This window comes from Acidovorax sp. 93 (genome assembly GCF_003633835.1).
GTDB classification, from domain to species: Bacteria; Pseudomonadota; Gammaproteobacteria; order Burkholderiales; family Burkholderiaceae_C; genus Acidovorax; species Acidovorax facilis.
The window spans coordinates 2,929,106-2,941,397 of record NZ_RBIT01000001.1 but is presented as its reverse complement, the minus strand read 5'-3'; the positions used below and the strand labels follow the sequence as shown (position 1 = coordinate 2,941,397).

The following is a 12,292-nucleotide window of genomic DNA, read 5'->3' as shown; positions in this document are numbered from 1 at the left end:
GTTCTCCGGCGGTCAGGCTGCGGCCGCTTCCAGGGCGTCCAGGGCTTCCCGCACGGTGCGCAGGGTGGCAAAGCGGCCCTGCAGCACCGTGGCGGTGCGGGTCTTGATGTCGGCGGCTGCCAGCGTCTGGCCGTCGGGCTGCACCATGTCCCAGGTCAAGGTGGCGTCGGTCACATAGTCCACCTCCCAGCCCAGGTCCGAGGCGTGGCGCGTGGTGGTTTCGCAGCATTGTTCGGTGCGGATGCCGCTGATGATGAGGCGCTGGATGCCATGGCGCGTCAGCCACACGTCCAGTCCCGTGCCCACCAGCGCGCTGTGGCGCGACTTGGTGAAGGTGGCGGCCGCCTCGAAGGGCGCCAGGCCATCCAGTGCGCGCACCTGGCCTGACACCTGCGAAAACGCATTCTCTGGCACTTCGGGGCCTTCGCTGTGGAACACCCGCACCACCGGCACGCCGCGCGACACGCAGCCTTCGATCAGGGCGTTCTGGGCCTGCAGATAGGCGGGCAGGTCGTGCGTGGTGAAGTAAGGGCGGTGGCGAAAGGACTCCTGGACGTCAATCACAATCAGACATGTTTTCATGGTGTGCTTCTTTTGATGGATGGTTTGAAGCCTCTATTTTTATTAAGCTAAGGCGTGGAGTCCGCGCCAGACGGGACAGGTTTCGATCAATTTACGCCATCGGTGGATGTCTTGGCGAGGTTTCATAGGGAATGGTGGGCAAGCGGGCCATGGGGTTGTCTGGAAAAAGGCGATTAACGCTGTATGGGTAATGTTTTGTAGCTATCAAATTGATAGTTTTGCGCGGTGAGCCGCATAAGCTGTTATGGTGATTAGGGTTTTCCCTAAATTTTGACCTCTACAGCCCACCCACTACACAACTCCTTGCCATGGCCAGACGCTCCCGCTTGTTTTCCCTGTCAGCGCTGACGCGGGCCTACCAGCGCAACCTGAAGGCCTTTGCCCGGGCGGCGCGCCCTGTGCGCGCCAAGGCCCCGGCTGCGCCGCGCCGGGTGGTGCCTGCGCCAGCGGTGCCAGCCCGGCGCGCGGCCAGCAAGCCCGTGCCCGCTCGCGGAGAGTGGGTCGGTGGCGTTGCACCCGGGCCTGCGGGCGCGCGGCGCTACCACCTCTACATCCCGCCAGGGCTGGCGCTGAAAGCAGACGAGAAACTGCCCTTGCTGATCATGCTGCATGGCTGCGGCCAGACGGGGGGCGATCTGGCTGCCGCCACGCGCATGAACCGGCTGGCCGCGCGCGAGCGTTTTCTGGTGCTGTACCCCGAGCAGGAGCGCATGGCCAACGCCCATGGATGCTGGAACTGGTTTGAGCGCCGCAACGGCAAGGCCCAGGCCGAGGCAGCCACGCTGCTGGCTGCGGTGGACAAGGTGGCGCGCCGCTACCCGGTGGACCTGGCCCGTGTGGCCGTGGCGGGCTTGTCGGCCGGTGCCAGCATGGCCGTGCTGATGGCCGCGCTCTATCCCCAGCGGTTCTGTGCCGTGGCCATGCATTCCGGGGTGGCACCGGGCACGGCCGAATCGGCCGCCACGGCGCTGGCCGCCATGCACGGGCGGCGCGCTGCGCACCTGCCAGAGCCCCTGGGTGTCTCTCTCAACCAGGGCGCAACCCCTTCCGTGCTGCCGCTGCCGCCCCTGCTGGTGCTGCATGGCGATGCCGATGGTGTGGTCTCTGTGCGTAACGCGGCGGCCACGGCCCTGCTGTGGGCGGATGCGCTGGGCGCGCGGGCCGGAGCCTTGCGCACCTTGCAGCGTGGGCAGCGCCATGCCATGCGGGTGACCGAATTCAAGACCCGGGGCCGCACCGTGGTGGCGCTGCGCGAAGTGGCGGGGCTGGCCCACGCCTGGAGCGGCGGCGTGGCGCAATTGCCGTTCAGCGACCCGGCCGGGCCGGATGCCTCCGCCCTGGTGTGGGCCTTTGTGGCGCGGCAGTTTGCAGAAAAATGAATAAAAATAGGCTCTATCGCTTATCTGTCAAGCGTGAGCAGCTATTAAATTTGTAGTGAATGTGGTGTTTGATGCTGCCGGTGGCAGCATCCATGGCCGGCTACACCAGCCGCGCTGCCACCAGTTCCTTCTTGAGGTAGGCATAAAACAGCGGGGCCGCCACCAGCCCGGCGGGGCCAAACACGGCCTCGGCCACGAACATCACGCTCAGCAGTTCCCACACGCCCATCTGCGTGCGGCGGCCCACCACCTTGGCGTTGATCACGTATTCGGCCTTGTGAATCAGGATCAGAAAGCCCAGGCAGGCGGCCGCCGCCAGCGGCGACACCGACAGCCCCACGATGGTGATGACCACGTTGCACACCAGGTTGCCCACGATGGGCACGAGCCCGGCAATGAACGTGAACGTGATCAGCACGGGCGTGTAGGGCAGCTCCAGATTCCACAGCGGCAGCACAAACAGCAGGAACAGCGCGGTGAGCAGGGTGTTGAACGCCGCAATCCAGAACTGCGCGGCCACGATCTGCCGGAACGCCTCGCCAAACAGTGTGATGCGCAGCTTGAGCTGCTGGGCCAGCGGGCCGCGCGCGAGGGCTGGTGGGCGCACGGCCGCCAGCGCGCCGATGAGCAGGCCCACATAGGCAAACAGCAGCCCGGCCAGCCAGGCGCGCCCGGCCATGGCCAGCGCGCCAGCCTTGGCGCCCAGGTAGTTGGCGATGATGCGCTGGATTTCAGCCGCGCCCTCGGGCAGGTGGGCCGCCATGTCGGCAGGCAGCTTCAGGCGCAGCTCCAGCACCGTGCGCGCCATGTAGTTGAGCAGCTCACGGTATTGCTGCGGGGCATCGACCAGATAACCCCGCGAGTGCGTCAGTCCGGCGGCCAGCAGCGCCAGCGGCAGCAGCATGACCAGACCTGCCGCCACCACCTGCGCCACCCGCAGGCTGCGGGCGGAAGGTGTGGACTGGCGCTGCACCCGTCCCAGGCCCTGGGCAAACCAGCGTGTGAGGGCTCGCGTGAGCAGAAAGCCCAGGCACACGCACAACAGGCCCGGCAGCAGGCCGCGCCACATCACCAGCAGCAGCACGGCCGCCACCAGCAGGTAGCTGGCCACCACAACGCCCCGGGTCAGGGCGCGCGGTGGCAGCGTGGTGGGCTCGGGCGGTGCGGGGGCGACGGGGGCAGAAGGGGGGCGCTGCGCCATGCGCTGAAACTGGTCGTGTGCGGTGGGGTTGAATGAACGCGGGCGGGGGCGATCAGGCCACCACCACGGCGGCGCCTTCGCCGCGCGCAGCGATCGTGCCAATCGTGTACACCTGCTCGCCCGCAGCACGCAGCGTGGCGGCTGTGGCCTCAGCGTTGGCGGCATCCACCACCACCACCATGCCAATGCCGTTGTTGAAGGTGCGGTTCATCTCGATGTCGTCGATGCCGGCGGTCTTTTGCAGCCAGGCAAACAGCTCGGTCTGGGGCCAGCTGCCCTTGGTCAGGTGGGCGGCCGTGCCTTCGGGCAGCACGCGGGGGATGTTCTCCAGCAGGCCGCCGCCGGTGATGTGGGCCAGGGCCTTGATCGGATGGACCGCCAGCGCAGCCAGCACGTTCTTCACGTACAGGCGGGTGGGTTCCATGATGGCCTGTTTGAAGGGCTTGCCGTCCAGCGTGGCGGGCAGGGTGCCAGCGGCTTCGGCGCGGTCGATGCACTTGCGCACCAGGCTGAAACCGTTGGAATGCACACCATGGCTGGCCAGACCCAGCACCACGTCGCCGGGCTTGACGTCCTTGCCGGTCAGGATCTTGGACTTTTCGACCGCGCCCACGGCAAAGCCGGCCAGATCGTATTCACCGGCAGGGTACATGCCGGGCATTTCGGCCGTTTCGCCGCCGATCAGCGCGCAGCCGCTCAGTTCGCAACCCTTGGCGATGCCGCCCACCACGGCCGCAGCCGTGTCCACATCGAGCTTGCCGCAGGCGAAGTAGTCCAGGAAGAACAGGGGCTCGGCGCCTTGCACCAGCACGTCGTTCACGCTCATGGCCACCAGGTCGATGCCCACGGTGTCGTGCATGTTCCATTCAAACGCCAGCTTGAGCTTGGTGCCCACGCCGTCGGTGCCGGAGACCAGCACCGGCTCCTTGTAGCGCTTGGGCACTTCGAACAGCGCGCCAAAGCCGCCAATACCCGCCAGCACACCTTCGCGCATGGTCTTCTTGGCCAGAGGTTTGATGCGTTCGACCAGGGCATCGCCCGCGTCGATGTCAACGCCAGCGTCTTTGTAGGACAGGGGGGTGGGGGAGGTGGCAGAGGTGCTCATAGGGGTGCTCAAGGCAGGGACGGCACGGAACAGCGTGCGCAGCAGACTAAAATTTGCCCAGATTTTACGGGTTGCGCACCCAGTGCCACCCGCTCACCCCTTCACACCGCCCTGTTTTGTCCTTCAAGCCCATGCTGTTTCATGCCCCAACCCTCTGCCTGTGTGCCTGTGGACGGCAGCCATGATGAAGCAACTGGCACTGGACATCGGCCTGGCCACAGGGCCCACGCTGGCCCGGTTTTATGCAGGCCCCAATGAAGCCGCCCTGCAACATCTGCGCCTGGCCGCCGGCGAGGGCAGCAGCGAGGCCACCCGCTCCCCCGTGCCCACCTACCTGTGGGGCGAGCCCGGCAGTGGCAAGACCCATTTGCTCCAGGCCGTGCGCCAGGCCCTGCGCGAGCAGGGCTCCAGCGTAGGCTGGCTCGACCCGGCCGTCGCGGAACCCCCTGATTTCGACGAAAACTGGGCAGCCGTGCTCATGGACGACGTGCACCTGTACAGCACCGCCCAGCAGGCCACGGCCTTCAATTGGTTCGTCAACGCCATCAGCCCCGCCAGCGGCAGCCAGCGCTGGGTGCTGGCTGCTGGCAACCTGCCCCCGGCAGACCTGCCCTTGCGCGACGACCTGCGCAGCCGCCTGGGCTGGGGCCATGTGTTCCAGTTGCAGCTGCTGGGCGAGGCCGAGCGCCGCGCCGTGCTGCGCCAGGAGGCCGACGCACGCGGCGTGTTCCTGGGCGATGAAGTCATGGACTACATGCTCAACCGCTTCTCGCGCGACCTGGGCAGCCTCATGCAGCTCTTGGACCAGCTGGATGCCTTTGCCTTGCGCACCCAGCGCGCCATCACGATTCCCTTGCTCAAGACAATGTTGGAATCGGAATAACGCCGTGCCCCCACGTCTTTTTTTACGTGTGAACCTGAATGACTTCTGAACCCCGCCGCTTGCGGCTTGCGCTGTTTGACCTGGACCACACGCTGCTGCCGCTCGACTCTGACTACGAGTGGGGTGAATTCACCATCCGCATCGGCTGGAACGACCCCGTGGAGTTCGCGCGCCGCAACGACGAGTTCTACGCCCACTACCAGGCTGGCACGCTCGATGTGCACGACTACGTGCGTTTTGCGACCGAGGCGGTGCGCCTGCGCGGGCCCGAGGCGGCGGCGGCCGCGCACCAGCAGTTCATGCGCGAGGTCATCACCCCGGCCATCAAACCCCGGGCGCTCCACCTCATCCGCCAGCACCAGGCTGCAGGCGATGAGGTGCTGATCGTCACTGCCACGAACGAATTTGTGACCACGCCCATCGCGCAGGCGCTGGGCGTGTCGCAACTGCTGGCCGTGCAACTGGTGCGCGACGCCAGCGGCTGGTACACCGGCGAGATTGACGGCATTCCCACCATGCGCGAAGGCAAGGTGCGCCGCATGGAACAATGGCTGGCCGAGCGGCAACTGGCCTGGGGAGACGTCGAAAGCACGTTCTACAGCGACTCGATGAACGACGTGCCCCTGCTGGAGAAGGTGAACCACCCGGTGGCCACCAACCCCGACCCGCGCCTGCGCACCCTGGCCCAGGAGCGCGGCTGGCGCATACTGGACCTGTTTGCGGCCGATGCCGAAACGCCTGCACAACCAGCTGAATGATGAGCGCCTTGCAGCCCCCACCAGCCGCCGTTTCGTGCCCGACCCCCTGAAACCTTTCACTCCATGATCAAGAAGTTCCTAGACAAACTGATGGGCAAATCGACGCCCGGCACCTCGGGCGGCAAGCCCCACTTCGGCAAGCGCGAAGAGGTGCCTGCCTCGGTGCACGGCATCAACCCCGAACTGGTGGACCGCCGTGCTGCCGAGGTGGTTGCCACGCTCAAGCAAGCAGGTTTTGAGGCCTACATCGTCGGCGGCGCCGTGCGCGACCTGCTGCTGGGCCTGCGCCCCAAGGACTTTGACGTGGCCACCAACGCCACGCCCGAGCAGGTCAAGGGGCTGTTCCGCCGCGCCTTCATCATCGGCAAGCGCTTTCGCATCGTGCACGTGGTGCACGGCCGGGGGCGTGAGCATGAAGTGATCGAGGTCTCCACCTTCCGCGCTTACCTGGACAACGCCGCTGCAGGCCAGGTGGCAGGCAACGAAAAGACCAGCAAGGCCCAGCTGTCGGGCATGCAGCACGCTGTGGATGCCAGCGGACGCGTGCTGCGCGACAACGTCTGGGGCCCGCAGGACGAAGACGCCACGCGCCGCGACTTCACCGTGAACGCCATGTACTACGACCCGGTGAGCCAGATCGTGGTCGACTACCACAAGGGCCTGCAGGACGCCAAGAAGAAGACACTGCGCATGATTGGCGACCCCGCCACGCGTTACCGCGAAGACCCGGTGCGCATCATCCGTGCCGTGCGCTTTGCAGCCAAGCTCAGCGGCCTGGGTTTCAGCATCGAGGCCAAGTCGGCAGCCCCGCTGGTGCAGTCGCAGGCGCTGCTGGCCGAGGTGCCGCAGAGCCGCATGTTCGACGAAATGCTCAAGCTGCTGCAAACCGGCCACGCCATTGCCACCATTGAACAGTTGCGCAAGCTGGGCATGGCCAAGGGCATCTACCCGCTGCTGGACGTGGCCGTGGAGCGTGCCGATACGCCGTTTGTCAAAGCCGCCCTGGTGGACACCGACCGCCGCGTCAACGAAGGCAAGCCCGTCGCCCCGAGCTTCCTCCTGGCCTGCGTGCTGTGGGAAGACGTGCGCAATGGCTGGCAGACGCGCCTGAACCAGCGCCAGCACCCGCTGCCCGCGCTGCAGGAGGCCATCGACGAGGTGTTCGACAAGCGCATTGGTGATGTGTCCGGCCGGGGCAAACTGGCCGCCGACATGCGCGAGATCTGGGTCATGCAACCGCGTTTTGAAAAGCGCGTGGGCAACACACCGTTTGGCATGGTGATGCAGCCGCGCTTTCGCGCCGGTTTCGACTTCATGCGCTTGCGCGCCGATGTGGGCGAGGTGGAAGAAGCGCTGGCCGAGTGGTGGCAGGACTTCCAGACCGCCGACGACGAGCGCCGTGATGACCTGATGGACCAGGCCAAAGAAGAACAGAAAGCCCGCCAGAAAGCGCAGCCCGTGGTCAAGCGCGTGCCCCGCGCTGCACCCGCCGCCGATCCGCGCGGCTTGCCCCAAGGATCAGACGCCGGACCGGTCGACAGCGACGCTGAGTTCCCCTCCGAAGGTGGTGCCCCCAAGAAGCGCCGCCGCCGCCGTCGCAAGCCCGGTGGTGCGGGAGGCGGCGAAGGCGCAGCCCCTGCGGCGGCGGGAGAGTGAATCTGCCGGACCTCGGCGACGAGCGCGAACGGCCCGCCCTGGTCTACGTGGGCCTGGGCGCCAATCTCGGCGAGCGTGAGGCGGCCTTGCGCAATGCTTTGGCGGCCATTGGCCAGTTGCCAGGCACCCGGGTCACACGCGTGTCGCCGCTCTACGGCAGCGCGCCGGTCGATGCCGGTGGGCCCGACTACCTCAATGCCGTGGCCGAGCTGACCACGGCCCTGGCCCCGCAGCCCCTGCTGCAGGCCCTGCAATCCATCGAACAAGCCGCTGGCCGCCAGCGCCCCTACCGCAACGCCCCGCGCACGCTGGACCTGGACATCCTGTGGTTTGGCGGCCAGGCCATTGACACCCCCGAGCTCACCGTGCCCCACCCTCGGATGGCCGAGCGCGCGTTTGTGCTGCGCCCCCTGGCCGATCTTGCGCCCGAGCGGGTGGACGCCGCAGCGCTGCAGGCCGTGGCATTGCAGGACATCCACCGGCTCGAAGGCCCGGGTTGGGCGGACGCTGTGGTGGGTGGATAAATTGCTCCTGAATCAGGAGCTGCTAGCGCTTATTGGATCAGCGCTAGAGGCCAAAAAAACTTAAAAATCCTTCCCCGTGCGACTGATTCACCCGCACCGGATGAAACTGGCGCGGCCCAACGCCAGTGCCACCGTGGAACCGGCTCTGCCGGGCCACCGGTGGCGTCCCCTTTGGGGGATGACGCGCAGCGTCTCAGGGGGTCAATCGACTCTTGCCCCGGACGCCTTCACCACCTGCTGGTACTTCGCGCGTTCGCTGGCCATGAAACTGTCGAACTGCTGCGGTGTGGTGGGTACGGGTTCGGCCAGCAAGGCGCCAAAGCGGGTCTTGGTTTCTGGCGCATTGAGGGCGGCTACAAAGGCCTTGTTCAGCTTGTCGATGATGGGCTTGGGCGTGGCTGCGGGTGCCACCAGGCCCCACCAGGTGTCGATGGAAAAGCCCTTGAAAGTAGCAGACAGGGGTGGCACGCCCGGCAGCGAGGGCGAGGCGTCCAGCGAGGTCACCGCCAGGGCCTTGAGCTTGCCGGCACGGATGTTGGGTGCGGCGGCCGCCAGGTTGTCGATGTTGAAGTCCACTTCGCCCGCCAGCAGTGCCAGCTGCGCGGGGTTGGCGCCGCGGTAGGGGATGTGCAGCGCAAAGATGCCCGCGCGCTGCTTGAACATCTCGCCCGCCAGGTGGCCCGCGCTGCCGTTGCCGCCGCTGCCGTAGTTGAGCTTGGCGGGGTTGGCCTTGGCGTAGGCGATCAGGTCGGCCAGGGTGTTGATCTTGAGCTGCTCGGCTTTGGCGGCGTTGATGACCAGCACGTTGGGAACACGCACCATCTGCGTGATGCCCGCGAAGTCCTTGCCCGCGTCGTAGGGCATCTTGGCGTACAGCCAGGGGTTCACTGCGTGCGTGGCCGTGGCGGCGATGCCGATGGTCAGGCCATCGGGTGCGGCTTTGGCAATGGCGTCGGCACCGATGTTGCCGCCGGCACCGCCCTTGTTTTCAATGATGACGGTGCCCAGCGAGTCGCGCACGCGCTCGGCCAGTGCACGCGCCGTCACGTCGATGGGCCCACCGGGTGCGTAGGGCACGACCAGACGGATGGGCTGGCCGGAGTCCTGCGCAAGCGCGACCGAGGCCGCGAAGGGGGATGAAAAAGCCGCTGCAACAGCGGCACTGGCGATGAGGTGGTTTCTGCGGTTCATGGTGCCATTGTGCAAAAAATAATAAGACTGCTTACGAAAACTGGTGGACGGCAGCTGTGGAGGGTGCCTGTGGAGGGCTGTCACAGCGTGCGCAACGTGTTTTCTGCCAGCCCCAGATCTTCCACCAGCATGCCCAGCTCGTGCGACGAGCGGATGTCCAGTTTCAGGAAGATGGCAGAGCGGTGCGTGTCCACCGTGCGCGGGTCGATAGGCCGCTCCGGGTCGCGCTGGGCCAGCGCGCGGGCCACCTCCTTGCTGCTGATGCCGGTGGCCAGCAGGCGCGCCACCTCTTGCTGGCGCGGGCTTAGCGTGTTCCAGCGCTCCCGCAGGGTGTTGCGCCGCTGTGCGCGCTGTGCGTCTTCCAGCGACAGGTTCGCGGCCCGGAGCACGGCGGCCAGCAGGGTTTGCTCGTCGCAGGGTTTTTCGAGCCAGTCCACGGCCCCTTGCTTGACGGCGGTGACGGCGGAGGTCAGTTCGCCATGGGCGGACAGGAACACGGTTTTGAGCACGGCATTGCGCTCGCGCAGGGCATCGAACACCTGCAGGCCGCTCATGCCGTCCATGCGCAGGTCAAGCAGCACGCAGCCCGGGTGGGCGAGGTCGGCGCGGGCCAGGAACTCAGGGCCGCTGGCAAACGTGCGGGGCGCATGGCCACCGGCCAGCAGCAGGGCTGCCAGGGAGTTGCGCACGCCCTCGTCGTCGTCCACGACGTAGACATTCGCGGAAACTGTGGTGTTGACGGCGACGGGAGTGGTCGGATGGCTGTCGGTCATGGTGGGGGCAAGAAAATGCGGGGCAACCGGATTTCAAACACGGCGCCGCCGCCGTCGCGGTTGCGCGCCAGCAGCTCGCCGCCCATGCTTTCGACAATGGAGCGGCAGATGTTCAGGCCCAGCCCCAGGCCGTCGGAACGGGTGGTGAAGAAGGGCTCGAACAGGCGTTCGGCGATCTCGGGTGGCAGGCCAGGTCCCCGGTCCAGCACTTCGAGGCAGGCAAACCGGGTATCGGCCGTGGTGCGCAGCAATAGTTCGTGCGCCTCGGGCAGCGTGGCATCTGCGCGCATCGCCTGCATGGCCTGCAAGGCGTTGAGACCCAGGTTCAGCACCACCTGTTCGAGCAGCACGCGGTCGGCATTCACGCGCAGCGGGCCGTGGGCCAGGTCCAGCCGCACCGCCACCCCGTGCCGCCGCGCCTCGGCGCGCAGGAGCAGGCCCAGGGACTGGTCCACGGCGGCATTGAGGTCGCAGGGCTCGCGGGCCTCGGGGTGTTGGCGCACCCAGCGGCGGATGCGGCCGACGATGTCGGCGGCGCGCAGGGCCTGGCTGGAGAGTGCGGTGAGGCTGTCGTTCAGCAGCTCGGTTTTGCCCTGCGCCGCCAGTGAGCGCGCTGCGGCGGCGTAGTTGACCAGGGCGGCCAGTGGCTGGTTCAGCTCGTGCGCCAGCGTGGAGGCCATTTCGCCCACGGTGATCACACGCTGCACGCGCTGCAGCTGGGCCTCGCGCTGCTGCTGCTGTTCTTCGGCGCGTTTTTGGGCGGTGATGTCCACCACCGAACTCATCCAGCCGATGTGCTGGCCGTTGCCGTCGATGAGGCGTGCGGTGTAGAACATGGTGTACACGTCGGAGCCATTGCGGTGCCGCAGCCGGTTTTCGTTGCCCTGGGGCGCGGCTTTGCCGGCCAGGGCGGTGTCGCTGTCGTTCCAGTGCCGGTCCAGGTCGTCCGGGTGCCAGTAGGGGTAGGGCGGCAGGCAGCCGATCAGCTCGTCTGCGCTGTAGCCCACCATGTCGCACATGGCGGCGTTCACGTAGACGATGCGGCCTTCGAGGTCGCGCGCGCGCATGCCCACCAGCAGCGAGTCTTCCATCGACTGACGAAATGCCTGCGCCTGCTGCAGTGCATGGGTGCGTTCCTGGACGCGCTGCTCCAGTTCGATGCGGGCCTGCCGGTTCTCTTGCAGGCGCCGTTCGCGCAACTGCCAGTACAGGGCACCGAGCACCAGCAGGCCCGACGCCAGGCTCGCCAGTGCCCAGGCCTGTTGGCGCGCCAGGGCGATGGCCTTGCTGTCGGCCGTGAGGGTCAGCGTCCAGCCCAGATCGGGCAGGCGCTCTTCAAGGGCCAGATAGCGCTTGCCGGTGCCGGGCACGAGGATCTCGGTGCCTGGCTGGCCGTCGCGCTGGAGCGTTTTCCAGGGCACGGGCTGGGGTGTCCAGCGTGCGCCATACTGCTCGTCGAATTGCACCTGCAGCACGTCCTGTTCGGGCAGTGGGCGCGTGGTCTGGTACAGCCAGGGGAGGACAGAGCCGAGGAAGATAATGCCGCGCTCATCGGTCACGAAGACCGGGTCGCGCAGTTGCGCCCAAGTGTCCACGATGGGCTGCATCCACACCTTCACGGCCACGACGCCGATCACCCGGCCGTTTTCCACCACGGGTGCCGATGCAAAAAGCCCAGGTTCGCCGGTGGTCTTGCCCACGCCGTAGAACCGCCCCGGCTGCCCTTGCAGTGCATCGCGGAAATACGGGCGATTGCCGTAGTTCTGGTTCACGAAGCTGGTGGGGGTGTCCCAGTTGCTGGAGGCTACCGTGAGCCCGTCGGTGTTCATCACATACAGCGTGTCCGAGCCCGCATTGGCATTGATGGTCTGCAGGTAGGCGTTGGCAGCGCTGCGCAGCGGTTGTGCGCCGGGGTTGCGCAGCAGCTGGGCAATCAGCGGCTGCTGCGCGGCGGTGAATGGCAGGTAGCTGTAGCGGGTGGCCACGCCGCGCAGGGCCAGGGCCTGCACCTCGCCCGAGCGGCGCAGGTTGTCCCACTGGTTATCGAGTTCGCTCTGGGTTGCCCATTCTCCCGCGCCCAGCACCAGGAGCACCGCCAGCCCCACCACGGCCGCCATGGGGCCCGTGCCGCGCACTGCGGCGCGCCATCGCGAAATCCGCCCTGGCGGGAGCGCAGTGCCGGGAGGCGGCAGCGCCAGCGGCGCACGGGGTGCAGCGGGCTCAGCCGGGGTGGTTGGCAT

At 67.0% G+C, this 12,292-nt stretch carries 11 protein-coding genes; 5 read left to right on the top strand and 6 right to left on the bottom strand.

The features are described 5' to 3' along the window. Positions 1-12 precede the first annotated feature (12 nt). Positions 13-582: a cysteine hydrolase family protein gene (locus tag C8C93_RS13425; protein WP_121507228.1), complete on the bottom strand. Its 570-nt coding sequence runs from the start codon at positions 580-582 to the stop codon at positions 13-15. A 308-nt stretch (positions 583-890) separates the two neighbouring features. On the opposite strand from C8C93_RS13425, the gene C8C93_RS13420 reads away from it, so the two are divergent. Beyond that, complete coding sequence (locus C8C93_RS13420) at positions 891-1,961, top strand: PHB depolymerase family esterase (RefSeq protein WP_121507227.1); 1,071 nt, start codon at positions 891-893, stop codon at positions 1,959-1,961. Between the two features lie 100 nt (positions 1,962-2,061). On the opposite strand, the gene C8C93_RS13415 is transcribed toward C8C93_RS13420, so the two are convergent. After that, positions 2,062-3,162, bottom strand: coding sequence for an AI-2E family transporter (locus C8C93_RS13415; protein ID WP_121419276.1), 1,101 nt, complete (start codon positions 3,160-3,162; stop codon positions 2,062-2,064). Positions 3,163-3,214: 52 nt separating this feature from the next. Continuing rightward, complete coding sequence (gene purM / locus C8C93_RS13410) at positions 3,215-4,267, bottom strand: phosphoribosylformylglycinamidine cyclo-ligase (RefSeq protein WP_121507226.1); 1,053 nt, start codon at positions 4,265-4,267, stop codon at positions 3,215-3,217. Positions 4,268-4,451: 184 nt separating this feature from the next. Between purM and hda the strand changes: the two genes are divergently transcribed. From hda to folK, 4 genes are all read left to right on the top strand, one after another. Then, on the top strand, positions 4,452-5,150 hold the full coding sequence (hda, locus tag C8C93_RS13405; RefSeq protein WP_055395116.1) for a DnaA regulatory inactivator Hda: 699 nt from the start codon (positions 4,452-4,454) through the stop codon (positions 5,148-5,150). Between the two features lie 38 nt (positions 5,151-5,188). Beyond that, the gene (locus tag C8C93_RS13400; RefSeq protein WP_121507225.1) at positions 5,189-5,908 is read left to right on the top strand and encodes an HAD family phosphatase; all 720 of its coding nucleotides are present in this window, start codon (positions 5,189-5,191) and stop codon (positions 5,906-5,908) included. 63 nt (positions 5,909-5,971) lie between these two features. Then, positions 5,972-7,564 carry a polynucleotide adenylyltransferase PcnB gene (pcnB, locus tag C8C93_RS13395; protein WP_121507224.1) on the top strand — a complete coding sequence of 531 codons (1,593 nt, stop codon included), beginning with the start codon at positions 5,972-5,974 and terminating at the stop codon, positions 7,562-7,564. Continuing rightward, positions 7,561-8,088, top strand: a complete 528-nt coding sequence (gene folK, locus C8C93_RS13390; protein ID WP_121507223.1) for a 2-amino-4-hydroxy-6-hydroxymethyldihydropteridine diphosphokinase — start codon at positions 7,561-7,563, stop codon at positions 8,086-8,088. The genes pcnB and folK overlap by 4 nt, the downstream gene beginning before the upstream one ends. Before the next feature lie 201 nt (positions 8,089-8,289). Here the strand turns inward: folK and C8C93_RS13385 are convergent, their stop codons facing one another. The 3 genes from C8C93_RS13385 to C8C93_RS13375 form a co-directional block, all read right to left on the bottom strand. Then, positions 8,290-9,279, bottom strand: coding sequence for a tripartite tricarboxylate transporter substrate binding protein (locus C8C93_RS13385; RefSeq protein WP_121507222.1), 990 nt, complete (start codon positions 9,277-9,279; stop codon positions 8,290-8,292). A gap of 80 nt (positions 9,280-9,359) precedes the next feature. Beyond that, on the bottom strand, positions 9,360-10,052 hold the full coding sequence (locus tag C8C93_RS13380) for a response regulator transcription factor (protein ID WP_121507221.1): 693 nt from the start codon (positions 10,050-10,052) through the stop codon (positions 9,360-9,362). After that, entirely contained in the window at positions 10,049-12,292 is a 2,244-nt protein-coding gene (locus C8C93_RS13375) for a PAS domain S-box protein (protein ID WP_233559382.1), read from the bottom strand. Before C8C93_RS13375 ends, C8C93_RS13380 begins: the two co-directional genes overlap by 4 nt.